This is a genomic window from Georgenia sp. TF02-10 (assembly GCF_022759505.1).
Taxonomy (GTDB): Bacteria; Actinomycetota; Actinomycetes; order Actinomycetales; family Actinomycetaceae; genus TF02-10.
Window position 1 is genome coordinate 679,128 of the sequence record NZ_CP094289.1, and the last position, 23,762, is coordinate 702,889.

Genomic DNA, 23,762 nt, shown 5'->3' on the forward strand with positions numbered 1-23,762 from the left:
TCCCCGGGCGGCGGTCAGTCCCGGTGCGGCCCCTGCCCGCCCTCGACCACGTGGTGCGCGGCCCGCGTCGCGTCCCCGGTGACCAGGAAGGTGATCCGCCGGGCCACCGAGACCCCGTGGTCGCCGAAGCGCTCGAGGTAGCGGCCCAGCAGCACCGCGTCGACGATCTGCTGCCGGGTCATCGCCACGCCGTCGTCCAGGACGATCTCGAAGGACCGGCGGTGCAGGCGGTCCAGCACGTCGTCGTCGCGCTCGATTGCCGCACCGAGCTGGAGGTCGCGCGTCTCGAGCAGCCGGACGACCTGCCGGGCGACCTTGGTGGCCTGCTCGCCCATCTCGGTCAGCAGGTCGTGCATCGGCCCGGTCGTGGCCGTCTCCGGGTACCGCCCGCGGGCCACGTAGGCGACGTGCCGGGCCAGGTCCCCCATCCGCTCCACGGTGGCCGAGAGCCGCAGCCCGGAGACGACCACGCGCAGGTCGGTGGCCACCGGCTGCTGCCGGGCGAGCAGGGAGATGCCCTGGTCGTCCAGGGTCGCCTCGAGCCGGTCGATCTGCCGGTCGGCGTCGATGACCTCCTCGGCGAGGGTGAGGTCGGCCGTGCGCAGGGCGGTGGTCGCCTTGTCGATCGCGACGGCGACCTGCTCGGCCATCTGCAGCAGGTCCTGCCCCAGCTGCTCCATCTCTTGCTTGAAGACTTGTCGCACCCCGGCTCCTCGTGTCTCGCTCGGCCCGGGTCCACGGGCACCTCCACCGTAGCCAACCTGGCACGGGTGTACGACCGGTGACGGGTAGGTGAACGGCGCGGGGCTGATGGCCCGCCTCGGTGCCGGGACGCCGTCGGCCCCTACCCTGGTCGGCGTGGGAGAGGTGTGGCTGCTCGCCGTCGTGGCGCTGGTCGGCGTCGCCGTCGGCGCTGCCGCCATGCTGGCCGCCCGGGTGACCGAGCGCGAGCGCCGGGCGGGCGCGCCGCCGCCGCCCACCGGCGGGATGGACGACGACGTGCTGGCCGTGCTGTCGGTGCTGCCGCAGATCGTCATCGTCCTGGAGGCCGACGACGAGGTGCTGCGGGCCAGCCCGGCCGCGCACAGCTTCGGCCTGGTCCGCGCCGACGCCCTGGCCCACCCCGAGCTCCGCGCGCTCGTCGCCGGGCTGCGCCGGGACGGCCGGATCCGCGACCAGGAGGTGCTGCTCGCCCGCGGCCCGGTGAGCGGGGCCGGCACGCTCACCATGCAGGTCCGGGTGGCGCCGCTGAAGGCCGGCCGCGTCCTCGTCCTGGTGGCCGACCGCACCAAGGAGCGGCGGGTGGAGGAGATGCGCCGGGACTTCACCGCCAACGTCTCCCACGAGCTCAAGACGCCGGTGGGGGCGCTCGCCCTGCTGGCCGAGACCGTCGCCGAGGCCGCGGACGACCCCGGGACGGTGCGCCGCTTCGCCGAGCAGATGCGCACCGAGGCCCGCCGGCTGGGCGACCTCGTCCAGGAGATCATCGAGCTCTCCCGGCTCCAGGAGCCGGACGCCCTCGCCGGGTCCGCCCCGGTCGCCGTCGACGACGTGGTCGCCGAGGCCGTCGCCCGGGTCGAGGTCGAGGCCCGGTCCCGGCACGTCACGCTCGTCCGGGGCGGGACCCCGGGCCTGCAGGTGTACGGCGACGCCGCCCTGCTGACGACGGCGGTGCGCAACCTCCTCGACAACGCCGTCCGGCACTCCCCGCCCGCCTCCCGGGTCTCGGTGGGTGTCTCCAGCCGGGACGCCCTGGTGCGGATCGCCGTCGTCGACCAGGGCGAGGGGATCCCCGCCGACCAGCGCGAGCGGGTCTTCGAGCGCTTCTTCCGCGGGGACGAGGCCCGCTCCCGGCAGACCGGGGGCAGCGGGCTCGGGCTGAGCATCGTCAAGCACGTGGTGCGCGACCACGGCGGGGACGTCGAGCTGTGGTCGACCGAGGGCAAGGGCTCCACCTTCACCCTCGTGCTCCCCGAGGCCCGGGGCCCGGTCCCGGCCGGGGAGCCCGCGGAGGCGGGGCAGCCCGCGGGCGCGGAGCCGCCCGCAGGCGCGGGGCAGCCCGCCGTCGCCGAGCAGCAGGATGCGGCCGGTCGGCCGGGAACCCCGGAGCGACGGACGCCGGCCCCTGAGGAGGTCCCGTGACGAAGATCCTGGTCGTGGAGGACGAGCCCGCGCTGCGGGACCCGCTGGCCTACCGGCTCCAGCGCGACGGCTTCGACGTCGTCGCCGTGGCGGACGGTCCGGCCGCGCTCGACGCGCACGCGCGCGGCGGCGTCGACCTCGTCCTGCTCGACCTGATGCTGCCCGGCCTGTCCGGCCTGGAGGTGTGCCGGCAGCTGCGGCGCCGCGGCGACGTCCCGATCATCATGCTGACCGCCAAGGACAGCGAGACCGACAAGGTGGTCGGGCTCGAGCTCGGCGCCGACGACTACGTCACCAAGCCCTACTCCTACCGCGAGCTCCTCGCCCGCGTGCACGCCGTGCTGCGCCGCGGCGCGGCCGACCCGGCGCCGGAGGCCCCGGTGCTGGCCGTGGGCCCGGTGCGGATGGACGTCGAGCGGCACGAGGTGACGGTGGCGGGGCAGCCGGTGGCGGTGCCGCTGCGCGAGTTCGAGCTGCTCGAGCTCTTCCTCCGCAACCCCGACCGGGTCCTGACCCGCGGGCAGATCCTGGACCGGGTCTGGGGGCCGGGCTACGTGGGGGACACCAAGACCCTCGACGTCCACGTCAAGCGGGTGCGGGCCAAGATCGAGCCGGACCCGGCCCGGCCGGAGCTCATCCAGACGGTCCGCGGCCTGGGCTACAAGCTGGTCAGCCCGGCGGGCGGCTGAGTGTCCTGATCAACGGCGGGCGGCCCGGCGAGCGGCCGAGCGTCGCACCGCCCGGCGGGCTGCCGCGGCCGCGGCCCGAGACGGGGCACGGGACCGGGCATGGCCGGGCGTTGTCGGCCTACGCCGCGGCGGCGCCGGTGACCTCGTCGAGGTAGTGCTCGTACTCCGGCAGGGTGCCGTCGAGCACGGGGACCTGCACCTCGGTCCCGCCCACGCCGGACGCGCCCACGGTGGCCGGCAGCATGCTGCCCGGCACGGCCTCGACGTCGACCGTCACCCCCTCCTCGGACAGGCGGACCGTCTCGTCGGCGCCGACCCGGACCGGGACCTCCGCGCCGGCCTCGCCGAACCGGAGGCTGACCTCGGCGTCCTCCCCGGAGTGGTTCACCACGGCGCCCAGGACGTGCGCCGGGGCACCCTCGCCCTCGGTGAGGACGAGGAGGTTCTCCACCCGGACCTCCTCGGTCAGCCCCACCCGGACGCCGTCGCTGGGGGCGTAGGAGTACTGCGTGGTGATGGGGTTGCTGGCGGAGCAGCCGCCGAGCGTCGCGGCGACCCCGAGGCAAGCGGCGGCGAGCAGCCGGGAACGTGCGTGAGCCACGAGGCCTCTCCTTCGTCGGTACCGGGAGCCGCGGCACCGGCCCCAGCCGGAGCGTACCGGCTACCGCTGGGCGGGCACCCCGCGCACGCGCCCACGGGCCCGACGGCGGCCCGGCAGGTCGCCTTCACCGGGCCTGACGGCGGCCCGGTAGGGGGCCTTCACCGGGTCCGTCGGCGGCTGGGCAGGTGGCCTCCACCGGCCCGTCGGCGGCTGGGCGGGTGGCCCCCACCGGCCCCGACGGCGGCTGGGCAGGTGACCTCTACCGTCCCGACGGCGGCCCGGAAGACGGTCCGGACGAGCCCGCCGGGCGCCGTCGGCCCGTCCAAGATCCCGCGGAATCTCGCCGTTTCTGCGTGGTAGACTAGGTGCCCTCACGACCCAAGGAGCAACTCGACATGACCTTCGCTGTCGGCGAGACCGTCGTCTACCCGCACCATGGAGCCGCCCTCATCGAGGACATCTCGACCCGGGTCATCCGCGGGGAGGAGAAGCTCTACCTGCACCTGCGGGTCGCCCAGGGAGACCTCTCCATCCAGGTCCCGGCGGAGAACGTCGACCTCGTCGGGGTCCGCGACGTCGTCGGCAAGGAGGGCCTGGAGCGCGTCTTCGAGGTGCTCCGCGCCCCCTACACCGAGGAGCCGACCAACTGGTCGCGCCGGTACAAGGCCAACGTCGAGAAGATCGCGTCCGGCGACGTGATCAAGGTCGCCGAGGTCGTGCGCGACCTGTCCCGGCGCGACTCCGACCGGGGCCTGTCCGCGGGCGAGAAGCGCATGCTCGCCAAGGCCCGCCAGATCCTCGTCTCCGAGCTCGCGCTGGCCGAGAAGACCGAGGAGGTCCGGGCCGAGGCCATGCTGGACGAGGTCCTCGCCTCCTGACGCCGCGGCACCGACCGCGGCGCGCCCGCCGATGACCAGCGCGGCCGTCCTCACCGCCGCCGGCTCCGGGACCCGGCTCGGCACACCCGTCCCGAAGGCGCTCGTCCCGCTCGACGGGGTCCCCCTGGTCCTGCACGCCGCCCGCGGCCTGGCCGACGCCGGCTGCCTGGGCGCCGTCGTCCTCACCGTCCCCGCCGGCCACGTCGCCGCCTTCGCCGAGCTCTTCCCCGACGGCCGGGTGCCCGGCACCGCGCTGCCCGTCACGGTGGTCCCCGGCGGCCCCACCCGGCAGGCCTCGGTCGCGGCGGGGCTGGCCGCCCTCCCGGACGCCGTCGACGTCGTCCTGGTGCACGACGCCGCCCGGTGCCTCACCCCGCCGGCGCTGGTCCGGGCGGTGGAGGCGGCCGTGCGCGGCGGGCACCGCGCCGTCGTGCCGGCCCTGCCCGTCACCGACACCGTCAAGCGGGTCGGGCCGCCGGACGCCGCCGGCGCCGAGCCGGTCCTGGCCACCCCGGACCGCGGGGCGCTGCGCGCCGTGCAGACCCCGCAGGGGTTCGACCGCGACCTCCTGGCCCGCGCGCACGGCGCCGCCCGTGCCCGCGCCGGCCGGGAGGGCACGGCGGCCAGCGACGACGCCGCCCTGGTGGAGGCGCTCGGCGAGACCGTGTGGGCGGTGCCGGGCCACGAGCTGGCGCTGAAGATCACCACCGCGCGCGACCTCGCCCTCGCCGAGGTGCTGCTCGCCGGTGCCGACGTCGACCCTGCGGCCGGCGCGGCCGCAGCCGGTGGCGTCGGCGGCCAGAGCCAGGCGGGGACCTGAGCTAGGACGGCCGAGCCGGCGGGCGGAAGCGGCCCGGGGACCTGAACCAAGGACGCCTCCGGACGCCGTCGACCGTGACAACCCTCACCGGACGCCGTCGCCCCAGAACCCGCCGCGCGGTGCGACACTGGACGGCAGGGAGCCCACGGGCCTCCCGACATCGCACAGCACGGCTACAGCGCCGGCGGCCCGGCCGCCGAGGACGCAGACGGCGGAGATGCCTGCGGTGACCTCCAGCCGAGAGAAGTAGACCTTGCCCACCACCATGCCTTCCACCATGCCCACCGCGCCCGCGGCCGCGACCCCCGGCGACTCGTTCGTCGCGCTCGGCGTGCCCGGGCTCCTCGCCCGCACGCTGACCGCGCGCGGCATCACCGCGCCGTTCCCGATCCAGACGGCGACCCTGCCCGACACCCTCGCCAGCCGGGACGTCCTCGGCCGCGGCCGGACCGGCTCGGGCAAGACCCTCGCCTTCGCGCTGCCCCTGGTCGCCCGCCTCGCCGCCCTCGTGCCGTCCGGAGAGACGCTCCCCGGCCGCACCGTCCCGGGCCACCCCCGCGGCCTCGTGCTCGCGCCGACCCGCGAGCTGGCCAACCAGATCGCGGAGACGATCCTCCCCCTCGCCGGCGCCGCCGGCCTGCGGGTGACCACCATCTTCGGCGGCGTCAAGCAGACCCGGCAGGTCCAGGAGATCCAGCGCGGCGCCGACATCGTCGTCGCCTGCCCCGGCCGCCTCGAGGACCTGATGCAGCAGCGGCTCGTGCACCTCGACGCCGTCGCGGTCACCGTCCTGGACGAGGCCGACCACATGGCCGACCTGGGCTTCCTGCCCGGGGTGACCCGGATCCTGCGGGCCACCCCGGCCGGGACGCAGCGGCTGCTGTTCTCCGCCACGCTGGACAACGGCGTCGACAAGCTCGTCAAGCAGTTCCTGCGCGCGCCGCTGCACCACAGCGTCGACCCGGCCGCCGCGCCCGTCGCCGCGATGACCCACCACGTCTTCGAGGCCGCGGGTACCCCCGAGAAGACCGAGCTGGTCCGCACCCTCGCCTCCGGCAGCGGCCGCCGGATGCTGTTCACCCGCACCAAGCACCAGGCCAAGAAGCTCGCCCGCCAGCTCACCGCCGGCGGCATCCCCGCCGTGGAGCTGCACGGCAACCTCTCCCAGAACGCCCGCGAGCGCAGCCTGGACGCCTTCTCCACCGGCGAAGTGTCGGTCATGGTCGCCACCGACATCGCCGCCCGCGGCATCCACGTCGACGACGTCGACCTGGTCGTCCACGTCGACCCGCCCGCCGAGCACAAGGCCTACCTGCACCGCTCCGGCCGCACCGCCCGGGCCGGGCACGGCGGCGACGTGGTGACCATCGTGCTGCCCGAGCAGCGCGCGGACTTCCGCAGCCTCGCCCGGGCCGCGAAGATCCACGCCACCCCGGTGACCGTCGCGCCGACCGACCCGCAGGTGCGCGCGCTGGTCGGCGAGGTCGCCCCGGCCGTCGCGCCGGACCGTGCCCCGGTGGCCGCCTCCCGCAAGGCCGCGCCGCAGCCGCAGGCTGCTGCCGGGCGGCGCCGCGGCACGCCGTCCGGTGCTGGTGCTGCCCGCGGCGCCGGCCGGACCGGCGGAGACGGTGCCCGGACCGCCGCTGGCGGGACCCGTGGTGCTGGCCGGGGCACCGGCCAGCACCGCGGCGAGGCCGGGGCCGGCGCACCGGCCGGGCGTTCCCGACGTCGGCGGGGCGGCGCGGGTGCTCCGCGTGCGACCGACGGGTCCCGCTCGGGCGGCTCGCGGTCCTCGGGCGGCTCGCGCCCGGTCTACACTTCGGCCACCGGCGCGCCGGCGTTCGCCGGCACGATGCAGGACTTCGGGGAGCAGCGCGGGCGCCGGCGGGCGACCGCCAGCGGTCGCGCCTCCTGAGGCCCGCCTCGCCCACATCGGTGGCCCGGCGGTGGCAGCTGCCGCTGCCAGGCCACCGATCGCTCTTCCCACGGCCGCCGGCCACGGGCAGTGCTCGCCACCACGGGCGGTGCTGGGCACCAGGGGCGGTGCTGGCCACGCCGTACGGTGACGTCATGCTCTTGCCCCGGACCGGGATCGGGACCGACGTCCATGCCTTCGCCGACCCAGCTACCGACCGCCCCATGCGGCTGGCCTGCCTGGACTGGCCAGGGGAGACCGGTCTGGTGGGGCACTCCGACGCCGACGTCGCGGCCCACGCCGCCTGCGACGCGCTGCTGTCCGCCGCCGGGCTTGGCGACCTGGGGACGAACTTCGGCACTGCCGAGCCGCGCTGGGCGGGCGCCGGCGGCGCAGAGCTGCTGGTCGAGACGGTCCGCCGGGTGCGCGCGGCCGGCTTCGACGTAGGCAACGTCGCGGTCCAGGTCATCGGGGTGCGGCCGCGGATCGGGGCGCGCCGGGCCGAGGCCGAGGCCGCGATGACGGCCGCCGTGGGGGCCCCGGTCAGCCTCTCCGCCACCACCACCGACGGCCTCGGCTTTACCGGCCGGGCCGAGGGCGTCGCCGCCGTGGCGACTGCGCTCCTCGCTCCGGCGCCCGGTGGACGAACCGCGCCGGCACGAGCTTGAGCATCACCTGAGCTTCCGCCTCGCGCACGAGGTGCGCTTCGCCCGATCGTCCATGCGGCGCGAGGAGCCGTTGCCACGGCGGGCGGCCGGTACCGCAGCACGTGTACCTGGACGACCACAAAGTCCCTTCCAGACAGAGCCAGCCCGGATCGTCTTCCGCGGAATCCCGCCACTCCTGCCCAGCCGCTCGGGGTGCTGCAGGGGCCTTTGTGGTCGTTCGCGAACAGCTCCGCCGGTCTCTCGTTCGACGGAACCCGTCGTGCAGGCGGTCAGACCGAGCGCAACCCGGCTCAGACCGAGCACAACCAGGTTCGGCGACCGGGGCCGTCGACCCGGCGCCTGCGCGGCCGCGGGGTTGCCGGAACGACCGTAAAGTGCTCTCCGGACAGAGCCGGGCCAGGTCGTTTTCAGCGGAGTTCCGCCACTTCGACCCGACCGGTCCCGGGCCTGCGGCGGACTTTACGGTCGCCCGCGAACAGTCTCCGTCGGTCTCGCCCGGCGGAGCGGGGCGCGCAGCGGGTCAGACCGAGCGCAGCCCCGGGTCGACGACCGGGACCGTCGGTCCTGGCTCGGCCGGCGTGGCCGCGGACCCCGACGCGGCCAGGTCAAGGTCCTCGTACCGAACAGGCGGCCCGTCGACCCCGGCGTCGCTGCTGCCCACGGCGCCGTCGACGGGTACCTCGATGACTATCGAGCCGTCGCCATCGGTGCCGCCGATCGCGTCGCCGGGCGCCAGGCTGCCATCCCCGTCCCCAGGAGCCTCGGTCAAGACCCCGTCGCTCGGGGCCACCGTGACGAGTCCCTCGGCGCGGGCCACGGCGACGACCGGGCCGCCGTCGGCACGGGCGACGTCGACCGCCGGCTCGCCGTCGAGCCCGGGATCGACCTCGACGACCTCCACCACGTCACCGATCTTGGTGACGTCGAGCAGGAAGGTCACCACGTCCGGGGGCTGGATGAGACGCGGCGGCGTCCCCATGCGGTAGGCCAGGCGGGCGATCAGGGCGACCGCCGAGGAGTCCATGAAGGTGACGTGCCGGACGTCGAGGTCGACCGGCACGGAACGCCGGATGACCTCGTCGCAGGCCTCGCCCAGCTCGCCCTGGATGGCGACGTCGACCTCACCCGCGAGGACGATGCGGCTGCGGGTGGGGGCGAGCAGGACGGAGACCGAGCCGAGCGGCTCTGCAGTGTCCATGGAGCGTCCGTTCGGCCGGAGTAGCGCGGGAAGCGCCCGCGGGCCCGCGAGCAGCGACAGATTACACCGTAAGGCACTGCGTCTTACACCGTAAGTTCGCGGCGTCCCGGGCGGCGGTCTCACCCGCCTCGGCGACCGCCGGAAGGGCCCGGCAAAGCCGGTCAAAACGGACGGGGCGGGGAGCGTCAGCCGCTCCTCAGCCCCGTCAGCCGACGCCCGCGCGCCCCCACCCGGATCCGTCTGCATGCTCCACCGCCGCGCTCGGCGCTGACGGATCTCGGCCCGGACCGGTCGGTGCGCCGCCGCGGTGACGGCGTGCCGAGCCCCTCGGTGCGTGGACGTGGCGAGCCTGCGGGGCCGCGCGGTCAGTGCGCCGCCGCGGTGACGACTGCCGAGTCTCGCCGCAGCCCGGACCGCACCGGCAGGAGCAGCAGCAGCCCGACCAGCAGGACCGCGACGATGCCGAGGATCCCCCAGTACTGGACCTCCTCGAGCCCAGCGGCACCGGTCACCGCCAGGCCCAGCGTCATCGCCAGGGAGAAGGACGCCGGCGCCAGGAAGCTGACCGCCCGGCCGGTGGTGGCGTACAGCCCGAACACCTCGCCCTCCTGCCCCTCCGGGATGAGCCGGGCGAGGAACGTGCGCGAGGCGGACTGGGCCGGCCCGACGAAGATGCACAGCGCCAGGCCCACCGACCAGAACACCGCGCGGCCGCCGTCGTGCAGGACGAAGACCAGGGTGCCGGCGAGGACCATCGCCGCGAGGGAGCCGACGATGAGCCGCTTCGGGCCGAGACGGTCGTCCAGCGTCCCGAACGCGATGGTGGCCACGCCGGCGACGAGGTTGGCGGCCACCCCGAAGACGATGACGTCGCCGGGGGAGAACCCGAAGGTGCCGGCGGCGATGACCCCGCCGAAGGTGAACACCCCGGCCAGGCCGTCCCGGAAGACGGCGGAGGAGAGCAGGAAGTAGACGATGTGGTGGTCGCGGCGCCAGAGCGCCCGGATCGAGCCGAGGAGCAGGCGGTAGGACGCCAGCAGGCCCACCCGCGGGCGTCGGCCGGCCGCCGGCGCGTCCCGGGCCGTGAGGAGGACCGGCAGGGAGAACACCAGCGTCCACACCGCGCAGACGAGCATCGTCACGCGCACGTCCAGCCCGTCCTCGTCGGTGATGCCGAAGACGCCGACGTCGGGGGCGATCAGGCCCAGGTAGACCAGCAGGAGCAGCACGATCCCGCCGATGTACCCCAGCCCCCAGCCGAGGCCGGAGACCCGGCCGACCGTCGCCGGGGTGGAGACCTCCCCGAGCATCGCGTTGTAGTTCACCGACGCCAGCTCGAAGAAGACGTTGCCGGCGGCCAGCAGCACCAGGCCCAGCCACAGGTGGCCCGGGTCGGGGGTGACGAAGAACATCGCGGCGGAGACGACGACGACGGCGCCCGTGTTGATCGCCAGCCACCGGCTCCGGCGCCCGGACCTGTCGGCCCGCTGCCCGGACACCGGCGCCAGCAGCGCGATGACCACCCCGGCCGCGGCCAGCGCCCAGCCCAGGGTGGCGTCGGCGCCGGGGCCGAAGGCGTCGGAGGTCAGGTAGACCGTGAAGACGAAGGTGGTGATGACCGCGTTGAACGCGGCGCCGCCCCAGTCCCACAGGCCCCAGGCCAGGACCGGCCACGCGCCGGGGCGGTGCGGGGCCTTGCCGACGGCGGCCGCCTCGGTGGCGTCCACGACGTCGGCCGGCGGGGTGCCCTCGTTGGCGCCGGCCGCGGTGCCGGCCGGCGCGGTGCCCTCGGTGGCCGGCGCAGTGCCCTCGGTGGCGCCGGCTCGCCCGGCGGCTGCTGCGCCCTCGGCGGTCCCGCCCCCGGCGGTTCCCCCGGCCGGTGGCGCGGTGTCGTCTGTCACGCTCGCACCGTAGCGGCAGGGACCCCGGTGCGGGCGGTCGGCGGGGGAGCGCCGGCCCACGCGGGCGTCGGCCCGCGCCGGTAGCCTGAGCCGGGTGAGCCTGCGACTGTACGACTCCGCCGCCAGGTCGGTGCGCCCCTTCCAGCCCCGCACCCCGGGCCAGGTGGGCATCTACCTCTGCGGCGCCACCGTGCAGGGCGCCCCGCACGTGGGGCACATGCGCTCCGCGATCGCCTTCGACGTCCTGGTCCGCTGGCTGCGCCGCACCGGGCACGAGGTGACCCTCATCCGCAACGTCACCGACATCGACGACAAGATCCTCGCCCGCTCGGCCGAGGCCGGCGTGCCGTGGTGGGCCTGGGCGTACCGCTTCGAGCAGGAGTTCACCACCGCCTACGACGCGCTCGGCGTCGCCCGCCCCACCTACGAGCCGCGCGCCACCGGCCACGTGCCGGACATGGTCGAGCTCATGGTGGACCTGGTCGAGCGCGGGCACGCCTACCGCGGCCAGCCCGGCAACGTCTACTTCGACGTCCGCTCCCAGCCGGACTACGGCTCGCTGACCCGGCAGGCGCTGGAGAACCTGTCGGTGGCCGAGGACGACGACGGCGAGCCGGACAAGCGCGACCCACGGGACTTCGCGCTGTGGAAGGCCCCGCGGCCGGGGGAGCCGCCGACGGCGTCCTGGGACACCCCCTTCGGCCGCGGCCGGCCGGGGTGGCACCTGGAGTGCTCGGCGATGGCCCGGCGCTACCTCGGCGCGACCTTCGACATCCACGGCGGCGGCATCGACCTGCGCTTCCCCCACCACGAGAACGAGCAGGCGCAGTCCCACGCGGCCGGGGACGGCTTCGCCCGGTACTGGGTGCACAACGCCTGGGTCACCGTGGACGGGGAGAAGATGAGCAAGTCCCTGGGCAACTCCCTGCTGGTCGCCAACGTCCTCGCCAGCACCCCGGCACCGGTGCTGCGCCTCGCCCTGGGCACCGTGCACTACCGCTCCACCGTGGAGTTCTCCGACGCCACCCTCGCCGAGGCGACCGGCTCCTGGGAGCGGTTCACCGGGTTCGTCACCCGCGCCGTGGAGGTCGTCGGGGAGGTGCCGACGGCGGAGGTCGCCGCCCAGGACGGCACCCGCCTCCCGGCGGCGTTCGTGGCCGCCATGGACGACGACCTCAACCTCTCCGCCGCGCTCGCCGTCGTCCACGAGTACCTGCGGGCCGGGAACACCGCGCTCGCCGAGCGCGACGACGTCACCGTCCGCCAGGCCCAGCTGCAGGTGCGGGCCATGCTCGACGTTCTCGGCCTGGACCCGCTCGCCCCGCCGTGGCGGGGCGCCGGGGGGACCGGGACCGCCGAGCACGAGGCCCTCGACGCCCTCGTCTCGGCGGTGCTCGCCGAGCGGGTGCAGGCGCGGGGGGCGAAGGACTGGGCCCGGGCGGACGCCCTGCGCGAGCAGCTGGCGGGCGCCGGCGTCGTCGTGGAGGACTCCGCCGACGGGGCCCGCTGGCAGCTGAGGGGCAGGGGCTGATGGCCGGGAACTCCCGCCGCCGCGGCGCGGTGCGCAAGGCCGGGTCCAAGAAGGGCGCGGTGGTCGGCTCCGGCGGGCAGGGCCGCCGGGCCCTGGAGGGCAAGGGCCCCACCCCCAAGGCCACCGACCGGCCCTACCACCCGGCCGCCAAGCGCAAGGCGGCGGCCGAGCGCCGCGCGGCGGCCGCGCCCCGCGCCGGGGAGCGGCGCACCGGCGGCGAGCGGTCGGCCGCCCGGGAACGGCCCGTAGCCGGACGGCCGGGGCCGGAGGGCCCCCGGACGGCCGGCGAGGCCCGCGGGCCGCGCGCCGCGGGCCGGGCCGCGGCCGCCGTCGCCCGCACCCGGGCGGCGCTCGGCGTGGGCGCCGACCACGAGCTCATCGCGGGGCGCAACCCGGTCACCGAGGCGGTCCGCGCCGGCATCCCCCTGGAGCGGGTCTTCCTCGCCGGCGGCATGGCCGCCGACGACCGGCTCGCCGAGGTGGTCCGCACGGCCACCGCGCTGGGCGCCCCGCTGGTGGAGGTCTCCCGCAGCGACCTGGACCGGCTCACCGACGGCGCCGCGCATCAGGGCGTCGTCATCGAGGTCCCGCCGTACGCCTACCGCGACGTCGCCGACCTCCTCGCCCGGGCCGAGCGCGCCGGCCACCCGCCGCTCGTCGTCGCCCTGGACGGGGTGACCGACCCGCACAACCTCGGCGCGGTGCTGCGCAGCGCCGGGGCGTTCGGCGCCGACGGCGTCCTCGTCCCCGAGCGGCGCGCGGCCGGGGTCACCGCGGCCGCCTGGAAGGTCTCGGCCGGCGCCGCCGCGCGGGTCCCGGTGGCCCGCGCGACCAACCTGGTCCGGGCGCTGGGCGAGCTGAAGGCGGCGGGCTGCTTCGTCGTCGGCCTGGACGGGGACGGGCCGACGGCGGTCGCCGACCTGGAGCTGGCCACCGAGCCCCTCGTGCTGGTCACCGGCGCCGAGGGCCGGGGGCTGAGCCGGCTCGTCCGGGAGACCTGCGACATGGTCGCCGCGATCCCCATCGCGTCGTCGGTGGAGTCCCTCAACGCCGCCGTCGCCACCGGGATCGCGCTGTACGAGGTGTCCCGCCGCCGGGCGGGCTGACCGGGGAAGGAGAACCATGCCCGAGGTGCAGTGGGTGGTCGAGAGCGGCGGCCTGTACGGCGACGACCTCGACGCCGGCGTGCTGGAGGCGGCCGTGCGGGAGACCGGCGTCGTCGCCCTCGTCCGGCCCGGCGCCGCGGACCACCTCCCGCTCGTCCTCGCCGTCCAGGGCCGGGGCCGCGCGGTCGGCGTGGTGCGCGACGGCGAGGTCGTGCCCGGGCCCACGCTGCGCCGCTTCGTGGAGGACCTGGCCGCCGCCACCGGCACCGAGGTCGCGATCGGCGGGCACTGGTCCGGCGGCCAGGTGCTGGTGACCGACGACGGCGACAACGGGGAGATCGCCGCCGTGCCGGGGCCGACCGGGCCGACCGGGGTGGTGCCGGCCCCGGCCGAGGTGGCGCCGGGGCCGACCAGGCCGACCGGGGTGGTGCCGGCCCCGGCCGAGGTGGCGCCGGGGCCGACCGGGCCGACCCCGGTGCCCGGAGAGGGCGGCCTCGCGGCGGACCCGGCGGCTGGCCCCGCGGCGGACCCGGCGGCGGAACCCGCCGAGGACGTCCGCCGGTGGCCCGCGCCGCCGGGCGCCGAGGCCGAGGAGCTCCGGCTCGCCGCGGTCACGCCGCTGCCGCTGCTGGACGCACCCTTCCGCGCCCAGGACCTCGGCATCGCCCTGGCTGCGCTCGACCTCGGCGAGCGCCGGGTGCTGCTCGCCGACCGCCGCGGCCTGGGGGTGGGCGGCTGGAGCCGGGCGGCGCTGCCGGCGGTCGTGCTCAGCGTCGTCGACGGCGAGCCCCGCGTCGAGGTGGACCTCCCCGGTGCCATCACCCGGTCCTGGGCCTGGGAGAGCGGGTGGCGCCCGGTGGGCGTTGCCGCCACCGCCGGGCCGGGTGACGCCGAGGCCGCTGCCGCGTTCGCCGAGGAGGTCCTCGGCCGGCTCGGCATGGCCGCCGCGATCACCGCAGCGGTGCCCGGCGCCGAGGCTGACGCCGTGGTCGCCGCGCTGGACGACGTCGACGGCCGGGCCGGGCTGGCTCGCCTGGTCGCGGCCCTGGGCCTGCCGCCCGCCGTCGCCGACGTCCTCGCCGGCACGACGCCGGTCCGCGAGGTCCCCGGGGCCCGGGTGTACGAGCCCGGCGGGATCGGCCGGGCGCTCGGCGAGGCGGCCGCGCTGGAGACCCGTGGGTACGGCGCGATCCCGCAGTACTGGGACCGCTACCGCTCGGTGGCGGTGGACCGGCCGCGCGCGCACCGCGTGGCCGTCTCCGCCGAGGCCGCCCTCGGGGCGGCGCTGGTCGCCCGGCGGCTGCTCGTGGCCCGGCGGGGCCGGGCCTCCGCCGGCGCGGCGCTGGTCGGGGTCGGCCTGCTGGTGGACTCCGTCGCCGAGCTCGTCGTCGCCAGCTGGGTGGCCCGCCGCACCACGGCAGAGGGCAGGTTCGTCCCGGGTCGGCAGCGGCAGGAGTGAGCCGACGGCGGCCGCGGGGTCCGGAGCCGGTTGTCGCCGCCCCGGGTGGGCATCAGCGCCGACGGACGGCCCGACACGCGGGCCGGCCCCCGGCTCAGGCCGTCGCGGCGTCCCCGACGCCGCTGTGGCTGAGGACGGCCTGCTCGTCCGGCCGGTGCCGCAGCACGGTGTCGACGTAGGAGCGCACCGCCTCGGCGGTCGGCACGTCGCGCTGCTGCTCCTGGGACATGAACCACCGGTGCTCGAGCACCTCGTGGAAGATCTCCGCCGGCTCGAGCTTGCGGCGCAGCTCGCGCGGCACCGCCCGCACGGTCGGCTCGAAGACCTCGGCCAGCCAGTCGTGCGCGACCAGGGTGAGGTCCTCGTTCTGCCGGTCGGTCACCGCCCGGTAGGAGTCCAGGTCGTTGAGCATCCGGCGGCCCTGGTTCTCCTGCACGTCCAGCCCGGTCAGCCGCATCACCTGGCGGTGGTAGTGGCCGGCGTCCACCACCTTCGGCTGGATCGAGACCCGGGTGCCGTCCACGTCCGTGGTCATCGCCAGCTCCCCGACGTCGAAGCCGAGGTCGTTGAGCCGGTTGATCCGCTCCATCACCCGCCACCGCTCGGCGGACTCGAAGGTCTCCTGGTGGGTGAGCTCGCCCCACAGCGACTCGTACCGCTCGACGATCCGGTTGCCCATCGCGAGGGTGTCCACGTCCTCGTCCAGCAGCTCCCCGGCCTGGAGGTCCATGAGCTCGCCGATGATGTTCGTGCGGGCCAGGTCCAGGTCGTAGCCGCGCTGGCCGTCGGTGAGGCTGGGGTGCAGCTCGCCGGTCTCGGCGTCGACGAGGTAGGCGGCGAAGGCCCCGGCATCGCGGCGGAAGAGGGTGTTGGAGAGGGAGACGTCGCCCCAGTAGAACCCGAGCAGGTGCAGGCGGACCAGCAGCACGGACAGGGCGTCGACGAGCCGGTCGGCAGTCTCCCGGCGCATGTACTGGCTGAACAGGGCCCGGTAGGGCAGGGAGTAGGGGAGGTGGTCGGTGACGAGCACCGAGTTCAGCTCCTCGCGGGCGGGCGAGCGCCGGCCGGTGATGACCGCCAGCGGGGTCACCGCCGGGGCGCCGAGCCGGCCCAGGGACCGCAGGAGCTCGTACTCGTGATAGGCGATCCGCTCGCCGATCTCCTTCACCGCGATGACCCGCCCGGCGAGCCGGACGAACCGCACGACGTGCCGGGACAGGCCGCGGGGCAGGGCTGCCAGGACCTCCTGCGGCCAGTCCTCCAGCGGCACGTCCCAGGGCAGGTCCAGCAGCGCTGGCTCCACGGTGGCGGCAGTGATCTGGAGCTGGTCGGCCATGGGGCCATTCTTCCCGTTGGTGCTGGGTGCCGGGTGACCGGGGGCCGACGTCGGTCGCCAGCAGGCGGTCCGACGGCGGCTCTTGCCCCGCGGGCGGTCCGACGGCGGGTCCCCGGCGGGCGGTCCGACGGCGGGTCCCCGGCAGGCGGTCCGACGGCGGGTCCCCGGCAGGCGGTCCGACGGCGGTTCACCGGCGGGCGAGCGGCCGCCGGTCGGCCCCTTGCGGTAGCCGGCCGGCGGCGCGCAGCGGCTACTGCGGCAGCCGCTCCCCGGTGCTGGCGGCGAAGACGTGCTGCTCCCCGGGGCGGATGCGGACGTGGATGGTGTCGCCCTTCATCGGCACGTCGCGCGGGTCGATGCGCACGATGATCTGGTCGGAGTCCTCACCCGAGCCCAGGCGCTCCTTGAGCTCCCGGGAGCCGGCGAGCTCGCCGTAGACGTACGCGTCCGAGCCGAGCTCCTCGACGAGGTTGACCTTGACCGGGATGCCGCCGTCGGTGCTGTTGGTCCGGTCCAGCGACTCCGGCCGGAAGCCCAGGACGATCCGGCCGTTGTCGGCCGCGGGCAGGGCGTCCAGGGTGGCCCGGGTGAGCGGGACCCGCGCCTCGCCGAGGACGGCCTGGCCGGCGTCGATGTTGAACTCGCCCAGGTTCATCGCGGGGGAGCCGATGAAGCCGGCCACGAAGACGTTGGCCGGGTGGTCGTACATGTCCCGCGGGGTACCGACCTGCTGGAGCAAGCCGTCCTTGAGGACCGCTATCCGGTCGCCCATCGTCAGCGCCTCGGTCTGGTCGTGGGTGACGTAGACCGTGGTGACGCCGAGGCGCCGCTGGAGGGAGGCGATCTGCGTGCGGGTCTGCACCCGGAGCTTGGCGTCGAGGTTGGACAGCGGCTCGTCCATGAGGAACACCCGGGGCTGGCGCACGATTGCGCGGCCCATGGCCACCCGCTGGCGCTGGCCGCCGGAGAGTGCCTTCGGCTTGCGCTGGAGGAACTCAGTCAGGTCCAGGATCTTCGCGGCCTCCTTGACCCGCTGCTCGATCTCGGCCTTCGGGGTGCCGGCGATCTTCAGCGCGAAGCCCATGTTGTCGGCCACCGACATGTGCGGGTAGAGCGCGTAGTTCTGGAACACCATCGCGATGTCCCGGTCCTTGGGCTGGACGTCGGTGACGTCGCGGTCACCGATGAAGATCCGGCCCGAGTTGACGTCCTCCAGGCCGGCGAGCATCCGGAGCGAGGTGGACTTTCCGCAGCCGGACGGGCCGACGAGGACGAGGAACTCGCCGTCGGCGATCTGGAGGTCGAGGGAGTCAACAGCGGGGCGCTCGGACCCCGGGTAGACGCGGGTGGCGTTGTCGAAGGTGACAGAAGCCATGGTGATACATCCCTTCACCGGCAGGTACGTGCCGGACGATCCGTCGTGAAAGGTGCCAGGTCGTGTCCGCTCTGACACAGCGGTTCCGCTCCGCCCGGAGAAGAAGCGCCGAGCTCATGATGGCACAGGTATGGGGCGGGGCGTGACCGGTGCCACCACCAGCAGCTGCCGGGGCGGCACTTGAACCCGCCCCGGCGCGGCCAGAATCGGCAACTACGTGGAAGACCATCCACTTGGCAGGGGGCGGTTCGATCTCAGAAGGGCGGGTCGCCGTAGCCGTCGTCGCCGTGGTTGCCGGCGGTGCCGGTGAGGCTCGGGCGTCCGCGTCCTCGCCAGGTGTTCAGGGGGGTGGTGGTGCCGTCGAGGTTGCGGCGGTAGGCGTGGCCGGTGGGGGTGAGCCACTCGAACACCCCGGGGGTGGGCTGGGTGGTCTTGAACGTCCCGGCGGACTTCAGGGCGTGGTCGGTGGTGCACTGGGCGCCGAGGCTGGCGGCGGCGGTCTTCCCGCCCTGCGAAAACGGGCGCGTGTGGTCGATCTGGCAGCGCTCGGCGGGGGTGGTGCAGCCGGGGCGGACGCAGGTGCGGTCGCGGGTGCGGACGTGCTCGGCGAGGTCGGCGGGGGGCCGGTAGCGGGTGCGGCCGACGTCCAGGACGGTGCCGGAGAGGGGGTCGGTGACCAGGCGGCGCCAGGTGCCGCCGGCGGCCAGGGCGCGGGCGACGTCCGGGCTGAGCGGGCCGTACCCGGCCAGCTCGGCCACCTCCCCCGGCTCGGGGTCCAAAACCAGATCCCGCCCAACCACAGTCGCATCGGCGGGCACACCACTACCGGTGCCGGTGCCGGTGCCGGTGCCGGTGCCGGTCACGGCCGTGACGACCCGGTCGCCGCCACCGCTGGCGGCGTTGCCGTCCCCGCCGGCGGTGGCGCCGTCTCCGCTCGTGCCGCTCGTAGCGGGGGTCTCGTCGGCTGGGGGGAGGGCGACGGACAGGGGGATGGTCACGCGGATCTGGGTGCGGTTGGTGCCGGGGTCGCCCAGCGGCATGCCGGAGCGCCAGGACAGCAGCAGGTGCAGGTCGGGGATCTCCCCGGTGCCGGGGCACTCCACCCACCCGTCCGTCCCGGGGCCCTCGGGAGACTGCCGTCCGCGCGTGGGCGCATGATCGGGCGGCGAGCCCGGCAGTGCTGCCGGATCCTCGGTGTCCGGAGGCGGGTCAGGGCGTGACAGGGCAGGGTCAGGCGGTGAGCCAGGCGGACCAGGATCAGGCGTTGTGCCCGGCGGACCAGGATCGGTCGGCGCGTCCGCGGTGGGCGTGCTGTCGTCCTTGGCCCTCGTGCTGTTCACGTCACGGCTGTCGGGCGGGCCCGTGTCGGCGCCGTCGTCGCCGCTGGTCGCGGCGGCCGCATCTTCGCCTGCGTCGTGGTCGCCGCCGGTGCCAGCATCGCCGCCTGCGGGGCTCTCGCCTGCGGAGTCGTCGCCGCCGGGGTGGTCGAGGTGCGGGGGTTGGGTGCCGGGTGGGGGTCCGGCCCAGCCGGTGATCAGGGCGCCGTGGGCGAGGACGGCGAGGGCGTCGGCGCGGAGCTGGTCGCGGGTGCGGTCGTCGCCGTGGGCCTTCGCGGTGGTGGTCATGGCTTCCAGGGCGAGGTCGACCCGGACGGCGTCCTCGGCGGGCAGCACCGCGTACAGCGAGGCCATCCCGTCCGGCAACGGCGCCGGATGCGTCACTTTCCGGCCGGCGCGGGCCCGGTGGTGGCGCTCGGTGGCCGCGGCGGGGTCGACCTTGACCAGGGCCGCGGCCAGGTCCTTGACGAGCTGGGCGTGGGTGCGGGTGGGGGCGGCGGGCAGCACCTCGGCCTCGGCCAGCACCGCCACGGGCAGGGCGTGCTCGGCCAGGGTGGTGATGATGGTGGCGGCCTTGCGGTAGTCGATCGCCCCGGACCGCAGCGCCTGGGCGGTGTCGGTGAACGCCCCCCGCATGCCCCGCCCGGTGCGGATCAGCCGGTTCGCCTCCGTCACCGAGATGCCCAGGCGCATGGCGATCTCCTGGGCGGAGCCGTCCAGCACCGTCCCGCCCGGGCCCTTCACGGTGCGGGCGTCGTAGATGTCTCGGCACCGGGTGGCCACCACGTCGGCGAGCTCGGCGGACCTCGCGGCGGCCCAGCTCTCCACCCGGCGTATCGCGGCCAGGGCCTCCACCGCGGCGAACCCGTCCAGCTCGGCAAGGTTCACCCCGGACAGCAGGGCGGCGAGCTCGGGCCCTGCCGGGCACCGGGCCAGGGAGTCCGTGTCCACCCCGATGGTGGTGAGCAGGCAGCCGTCCCCGGCCGACCCGGCCGCCTCCCACCGGGAGTACGGCACCTCGGTCACCGGCGCCGGGCCGGGGTCGTCGGGGATGACGACGTCGGTCTCGCCGCGGGCCACCGCCAGGAACAGCTCGACCCCCGCCGCCACCTGCTCCGCCGACAGGACGACCGTGCGGTCGGCGTCGGCCAGCGGCTCGCGGGGGGCCATCGCCGCCGCCACCTGGAAGAACTCCTGGAGGTCAGGAGTGATCTCCTGCCCGCGGGCGAGGGTCGCCGCCTCCGCGGCCCAGGCCAGCCGGGCGGCGGTCTCCTCCACCTCACCCGGGCCGACCGCGACGTCGCCGGTGATCTCCGAGGTGCTGGCCACCCCGGCCGCCACCGCGGCGTCGGCGAGCACGCTGTAGGCCACCAGCCACACCCGCACCCGCACCCGGGCGTCAGCGTCGTCCTCGGCCTGGTCCTCGTCGAGGCCGTCGAGGGCGTCCTCGTCCCACAGCTCCCCCGCGGCCGCCGCCCGCACCCTGGCCACCCGGTCCCGGGCGGCCATCACCGCCGCGAAGTGGCGCATGTGCCGGCACGGATCGTTCGACTCCGCGTCCTGCGCGCAGCAGAACCCCTGGGCCTGGGCCGCCTCGTCCGCCGGAGACCACACCAACCACCCCTCCGGACCCGGCCCGTCCCACCCCCACCCACCAGCAGACGGCCCCGAGGCGCCGGGACGACCAGCAGCAGCGCCGGCCGCCGGCCGCTTCTCCCGCTCACCTTCGAACATGCGTCCATTGTGGGACGGGCCACCGACATCGGGCCCCGGCCCGTCCTCGCCCTTGGGGAGCCGGGCAGAAGGACGGCCGGAGGGGCCGGCAGCAGCACCGGCTGCCGGCTCGCCAAGCTCGTCATCGAACATGTGTCCAGAGTAGGTGAGCGGACTGACATCGGGCTCTTGGCCGTACCAACCCTGTGGAAAAGGCCGCCAGTGCCGGCACGGTTCGGTGGCGATCCAACGAGCCATCGATCAGACCACCGGCAAGGCGCGCGGGGTGGCCCCATGACTGGCAACCCCGCTGGTCCCATGAACCTGGCAGAAGACCGCTCAGAGCGGTCCCATGCTCATGGCAGGCGACATCGCGGACCGACGAATCCTGGCATGCCAGCAGGTATGTGCTGCCGCTTCACCGACGAGGTCGCGACGGCTCCGGGCAGCCGGATCTCCTCGTCGGTGGACAGGTGATCTCCCCGCCGGCGGGCAGCTCATCTCCCCGCGTGGGGACAGCCCGTATCCATGTTCGCGGTCGGCTGATCCCCCGGGGGGGGCCTTCCGCGGTCTCCTCAGCCGCCCGCGGCCTCGTCAGCGGCTCGCGGCGTCCTCTGCCGGGTTCCCTCCCCGGCCGCGCGGCCCCTCCTCCGCCCGCAGCTCCACCAGGCGCAGGAGCAGGAGGGACACCTCGTCCGGGTCGGTGACCCGGTAGCCGGCCGCGGTGTCGCCGTCGCCGACCTTCACCCCCACGTCATCGGGCCCGAGGACGGCGAAGGCGTCCTCGTCGGTGGTGTCGTCGCCCGCGTAGAGGACGGCGCCGGCGCGGGCGGCGTCGCGGAGCTGGACCAGCGCGTCGCCCTTGGTCACGTCCAGCACGGCCATCTCCACCACCTCCTTGCCGACGATGGTGCGTACCTCGGGGCGGGCAGCCGGGCCGGCGAGGACCGCCTCTGTCAGCCGGGCGCCGTCGTCGGGGGCCGCGGGCCGGGTGTGCAGGACGACGGCGGTCGGCTTGGCCTGGACCCAGGCGCCCGGGACCTGCGCGGCGAGGGCCTCGGTCTCGCGCAGCAGCTGCGCGCGCAGCTCGGCCTGGGCGGGCGTGAGGCGGACGGGGTCGGCGGCGAGGGTGCGGCCCCCGGTCGGGGCCGTGCTGACCGTGCCGAGCTGCGCGCCGTGGCTGCCCACCACGCGGGTGCCCACCGGCACCTCGGCCAGCGCGACGAGCTCCTCCGCCTCCCGGCCGGAGACGACGGCGAGGCTGACGCCGGGCGCCTCGGCGAGCGCGGCGAGGGCCTGGGCGGAGGCGGGGGTGACCCGGGAGGTGGTGGGGTCGAGGACGATCGGGGCGAGCACGCCGTCGAAGTCCAGGGCGACGAGCACCGCCGGGACCGCGGCGAAGGCGCGCAGGGCGGCGTCCAGGGTCTCCTGCAGGTGGGCGGTGAACAGCGGCGCGTCCACGCCGGGGCCCGGGACGCCGGGGTCGGCGACGGGGGCGGCGTCGTCGGCGCCGAGGGCGGCGGGGTCGTGGGCGGCGGGTGCGGCGGGGTCGTGCGCGGGGCGGGCGGCGTCGTCGGCCGGGGTCATCAGGCCTCCACGGTGGTCGGGACGGACATGGCGAGGTAGCCGAGGAAGTCGTCGGCCCAGCGCTGGACGTCGTGCTCGAGGACCCGGCGGCGCAGCGCGCGCATCCGGCGCCGGCGCTCCCGGGCGTCCATGCCGATGGCGCGCATGATGGTGGCCTTGGTGCCGTCGATGTCGTGCGGGTTGATGAGCAGCGCCTGGCCGAGCTCGTCGGCCGCGCCGGTGAACTCGCTGAGCACCAGGGCGCCGCCCAGGTCCGAGCGGGCCGCCACGTACTCCTTGGCGACCAGGTTCATCCCGTCCCGCAGGGAGGTGACGAGCATGACGTCGGCCGCCCGGTACAGCGCGGCCATCTCCTCGGGCGGGTAGGAGTGGTGCATGTAGTGGACCGCGGCGCGGCCGAGGGTGCCGAACTCGCCGTTGATGCGGCCCACGGTGACCTCGACCTCCTCACGGAGCTGGCGGTACTGCTCCACCCGCTCCCGGGAGGGGCTGGCCACCTGGACCATGCAGGCCTCCGGCACCCGCAGCTGGCCGTCCTCGAGGAGCTCGCCGAAGGTCTTCAGCCGGTGCCGGATGCCCTTGGTGTAGTCCAGCCGGTCCACCCCGAGGAGAAGGACGTCCGGGCTGCCGAGCTCGCGGCGGACCTCCTTGGCGCGGGCGAGCACCGCCGGGGTGCGGGCGAGGGCGTCGAACTGGGCGGAGTCGATGGAGATGGGGAACGCCTGGGCGCGGATGGTGCGGTCGGGCCGGGACCACCGGCCGGGCATCGTCACCTGGGGGCCGCGGACCTGCAGGTCGGTCAGGCGGCGGACGGCGCGCAGGAAGTTGGCGGCGTCGCCCGGCCGCTGGAACCCGACGAGGTCCGCGCCCAGCAGGCCGTCGACGACCTGCCGGCGCCAGGGCAGCTGGGCGAAGATCTCCACCGGCGGGAAGGGGATGTGGTTGAAGAACCCGATCCGCACGTCCGGGCGCAGCAGCCGGAGCACGGCCGGGACGAGCTGGAGCTGGTAGTCGTGCACCCACACGGTCCCGCCCGGGGCGACCGCCTCCGCCGCCGCGGCGGCGAAGCGGCGGTTGACCGAGACGTAGGTGTTCCACCAGGCCCGGTGGTACGTCGGCGGGACGATGACGTCGTGGTACAGCGGCCACAGGGTGGCGTTGGAGAAGCCCTCGTAGTAGTCGGCGACCTCCCGCTCGCTCAGCGGCACCGGCCACAGCCGCATGCCCTCGGCGTCGAAGGGCTCGTGGGCGAAGTCGGGCTTGCCGGACCAGCCGATCCAGGCGCCGTCGTCGTTCTGCATGATCGGGGCGAGCGCGCTCACCAGCCCGCCGGGGGAGCGCTCCCAGTCCAGCGACCCGTCCGGGTTCACGGTGATGTCGACGGGCAGGCGGTTGGCGACGACGACGACCTCGTGGTCTCCGGCGGGCATGCGGCGCTCAGCTCCTTGGTTCGCGGTCTGCCGCCACCGTAACGGCAGGGCGTGCGCGGTGCGCGGTCAGTCGGGG

The 23,762-nt window shown here is 75.7% G+C and carries 19 protein-coding genes; 9 read left to right on the plus strand and 10 right to left on the minus strand.

The annotated features are described in order from the left end of the window. Window positions 1–14 precede the first annotated feature (14 nt). Window positions 15–704 (minus strand): phosphate signaling complex protein PhoU, encoded by a 690-nt coding sequence (phoU, locus tag MF406_RS03050; RefSeq protein WP_242896540.1) that lies wholly within the window; start codon window positions 702–704, stop codon window positions 15–17. Between the two features lie 154 nt (window positions 705–858). On the opposite strand from phoU, the gene MF406_RS03055 reads away from it, so the two are divergent. Together MF406_RS03055 and MF406_RS03060 are read left to right on the plus strand one after the other, a co-directional pair. Further along, complete coding sequence (locus MF406_RS03055; RefSeq protein WP_242896541.1) at window positions 859–2,142, plus strand: cell wall metabolism sensor histidine kinase WalK; 1,284 nt, start codon at window positions 859–861, stop codon at window positions 2,140–2,142. Beyond that, the gene (locus tag MF406_RS03060; RefSeq protein WP_242896542.1) at window positions 2,139–2,831 is read left to right on the plus strand and encodes a response regulator; all 693 of its coding nucleotides are present in this window, start codon (window positions 2,139–2,141) and stop codon (window positions 2,829–2,831) included. Before MF406_RS03055 ends, MF406_RS03060 begins: the two co-directional genes overlap by 4 nt. A gap of 118 nt (window positions 2,832–2,949) precedes the next feature. Here MF406_RS03060 and MF406_RS03065 read toward each other — a convergent pair whose 3' ends face one another. Next, on the minus strand, window positions 2,950–3,432 hold the full coding sequence (locus MF406_RS03065; RefSeq protein WP_242896543.1) for a hypothetical protein: 483 nt from the start codon (window positions 3,430–3,432) through the stop codon (window positions 2,950–2,952). Window positions 3,433–3,827: 395 nt separating this feature from the next. Here MF406_RS03065 and MF406_RS03070 point away from each other — a divergent pair, with 395 nt between their 5' ends. Both MF406_RS03070 and ispD read left to right on the plus strand, forming a co-directional pair. Continuing rightward, entirely contained in the window at window positions 3,828–4,310 is a 483-nt protein-coding gene (locus tag MF406_RS03070) for a CarD family transcriptional regulator (protein ID WP_242896544.1), read from the plus strand. Window positions 4,311–4,341: 31 nt separating this feature from the next. Next, window positions 4,342–5,130, plus strand: a complete 789-nt coding sequence (gene ispD / locus MF406_RS03075) for a 2-C-methyl-D-erythritol 4-phosphate cytidylyltransferase (protein WP_242896545.1) — start codon at window positions 4,342–4,344, stop codon at window positions 5,128–5,130. Window positions 5,131–5,214: 84 nt separating this feature from the next. On the opposite strand, the gene MF406_RS03080 is transcribed toward ispD, so the two are convergent. Beyond that, entirely contained in the window at window positions 5,215–5,397 is a 183-nt protein-coding gene (locus MF406_RS03080; protein ID WP_242896546.1) for a hypothetical protein, read from the minus strand. 10 nt (window positions 5,398–5,407) lie between these two features. Here MF406_RS03080 and MF406_RS03085 point away from each other — a divergent pair, with 10 nt between their 5' ends. Together MF406_RS03085 and ispF are read left to right on the plus strand one after the other, a co-directional pair. Next, window positions 5,408–7,045 carry a DEAD/DEAH box helicase gene (locus MF406_RS03085; RefSeq protein WP_242896547.1) on the plus strand — a complete coding sequence of 546 codons (1,638 nt, stop codon included), beginning with the start codon at window positions 5,408–5,410 and terminating at the stop codon, window positions 7,043–7,045. A 155-nt stretch (window positions 7,046–7,200) separates the two neighbouring features. Beyond that, window positions 7,201–7,713 (plus strand): 2-C-methyl-D-erythritol 2,4-cyclodiphosphate synthase, encoded by a 513-nt coding sequence (gene ispF / locus MF406_RS03090; RefSeq protein ID WP_242896548.1) that lies wholly within the window; start codon window positions 7,201–7,203, stop codon window positions 7,711–7,713. 520 nt (window positions 7,714–8,233) lie between these two features. On the opposite strand, the gene MF406_RS03095 is transcribed toward ispF, so the two are convergent. Beyond that, entirely contained in the window at window positions 8,234–8,911 is a 678-nt protein-coding gene (locus MF406_RS03095) for an STAS domain-containing protein (protein WP_242896549.1), read from the minus strand. Window positions 8,912–9,276: 365 nt separating this feature from the next. Next, a complete protein-coding gene (locus MF406_RS03100; protein WP_242897669.1) occupies window positions 9,277–10,638 on the minus strand; it encodes an MFS transporter in 1,362 nt (453 codons plus the stop codon). Window positions 10,639–10,906: 268 nt separating this feature from the next. Between MF406_RS03100 and cysS the strand changes: the two genes are divergently transcribed. From cysS to MF406_RS03115, 3 genes are read left to right on the plus strand one after another with little or no spacing between them, the layout of a single operon-like run. Further along, window positions 10,907–12,343: a cysteine--tRNA ligase gene (gene cysS / locus MF406_RS03105; RefSeq protein ID WP_242896550.1), complete on the plus strand. Its 1,437-nt coding sequence runs from the start codon at window positions 10,907–10,909 to the stop codon at window positions 12,341–12,343. Next, a complete protein-coding gene (rlmB, locus tag MF406_RS03110; protein ID WP_242896551.1) occupies window positions 12,343–13,449 on the plus strand; it encodes a 23S rRNA (guanosine(2251)-2'-O)-methyltransferase RlmB in 1,107 nt (368 codons plus the stop codon). Before cysS ends, rlmB begins: the two co-directional genes overlap by 1 nt. Before the next feature lie 16 nt (window positions 13,450–13,465). Further along, window positions 13,466–14,908, plus strand: a complete 1,443-nt coding sequence (locus MF406_RS03115; RefSeq protein ID WP_242896552.1) for a hypothetical protein — start codon at window positions 13,466–13,468, stop codon at window positions 14,906–14,908. A gap of 94 nt (window positions 14,909–15,002) precedes the next feature. On the opposite strand, the gene MF406_RS03120 is transcribed toward MF406_RS03115, so the two are convergent. The 5 genes from MF406_RS03120 to MF406_RS03145 all read right to left on the minus strand — a co-directional run bounded on the left by MF406_RS03120 (window position 15,003) and on the right by MF406_RS03145 (window position 23,686). Continuing rightward, complete coding sequence (locus MF406_RS03120; RefSeq protein ID WP_242896553.1) at window positions 15,003–16,244, minus strand: DUF4032 domain-containing protein; 1,242 nt, start codon at window positions 16,242–16,244, stop codon at window positions 15,003–15,005. 250 nt (window positions 16,245–16,494) lie between these two features. Beyond that, window positions 16,495–17,619 (minus strand): ABC transporter ATP-binding protein, encoded by a 1,125-nt coding sequence (locus MF406_RS03125; RefSeq protein ID WP_242896554.1) that lies wholly within the window; start codon window positions 17,617–17,619, stop codon window positions 16,495–16,497. Between the two features lie 254 nt (window positions 17,620–17,873). Then, window positions 17,874–20,690 carry an HNH endonuclease signature motif containing protein gene (locus MF406_RS18660; protein WP_256463929.1) on the minus strand — a complete coding sequence of 939 codons (2,817 nt, stop codon included), beginning with the start codon at window positions 20,688–20,690 and terminating at the stop codon, window positions 17,874–17,876. Between the two features lie 573 nt (window positions 20,691–21,263). Next, the gene (gene otsB, locus MF406_RS03140; protein ID WP_242896555.1) at window positions 21,264–22,256 is read right to left on the minus strand and encodes a trehalose-phosphatase; all 993 of its coding nucleotides are present in this window, start codon (window positions 22,254–22,256) and stop codon (window positions 21,264–21,266) included. Further along, on the minus strand, window positions 22,256–23,686 hold the full coding sequence (locus MF406_RS03145) for a trehalose-6-phosphate synthase (protein WP_242896556.1): 1,431 nt from the start codon (window positions 23,684–23,686) through the stop codon (window positions 22,256–22,258). Before MF406_RS03145 ends, otsB begins: the two co-directional genes overlap by 1 nt. Between the last annotated feature and the right edge of the window lie 76 nt (window positions 23,687–23,762).

Bases quoted from the DNA above. Each gene is read 5' to 3' on its own strand.
- MF406_RS03120 (WP_242896553.1), bottom strand. From the start codon at position 16,244: ATGGCCGACCAGCTCCAGATCACTGCCGCCACCGTGGAGCCAGCGCTG.
- rlmB (WP_242896551.1), top strand. From the start codon at position 12,343: ATGGCCGGGAACTCCCGCCGCCGCGGCGCGGTGCGCAAGGCCGGGTCC.
- ispF (WP_242896548.1), top strand. From the start codon at position 7,201: ATGCTCTTGCCCCGGACCGGGATCGGGACCGACGTCCATGCCTTCGCC.
- MF406_RS03070 (WP_242896544.1), top strand. From the start codon at position 3,828: ATGACCTTCGCTGTCGGCGAGACCGTCGTCTACCCGCACCATGGAGCC.
- otsB (WP_242896555.1), bottom strand. From the start codon at position 22,256: ATGACCCCGGCCGACGACGCCGCCCGCCCCGCGCACGACCCCGCCGCA.
- MF406_RS03145 (WP_242896556.1), bottom strand. From the start codon at position 23,686: ATGCCCGCCGGAGACCACGAGGTCGTCGTCGTCGCCAACCGCCTGCCC.
- MF406_RS03085 (WP_242896547.1), top strand. From the start codon at position 5,408: ATGCCCACCGCGCCCGCGGCCGCGACCCCCGGCGACTCGTTCGTCGCG.
- MF406_RS03080 (WP_242896546.1), bottom strand. From the start codon at position 5,397: ATGGTGGTGGGCAAGGTCTACTTCTCTCGGCTGGAGGTCACCGCAGGC.
- ispD (WP_242896545.1), top strand. From the start codon at position 4,342: ATGACCAGCGCGGCCGTCCTCACCGCCGCCGGCTCCGGGACCCGGCTC.
- MF406_RS03125 (WP_242896554.1), bottom strand. From the start codon at position 17,619: ATGGCTTCTGTCACCTTCGACAACGCCACCCGCGTCTACCCGGGGTCC.
- MF406_RS03115 (WP_242896552.1), top strand. From the start codon at position 13,466: ATGCCCGAGGTGCAGTGGGTGGTCGAGAGCGGCGGCCTGTACGGCGAC.
- MF406_RS18660 (WP_256463929.1), bottom strand. From the start codon at position 20,690: ATGTTCGAAGGTGAGCGGGAGAAGCGGCCGGCGGCCGGCGCTGCTGCT.
- MF406_RS03095 (WP_242896549.1), bottom strand. From the start codon at position 8,911: ATGGACACTGCAGAGCCGCTCGGCTCGGTCTCCGTCCTGCTCGCCCCC.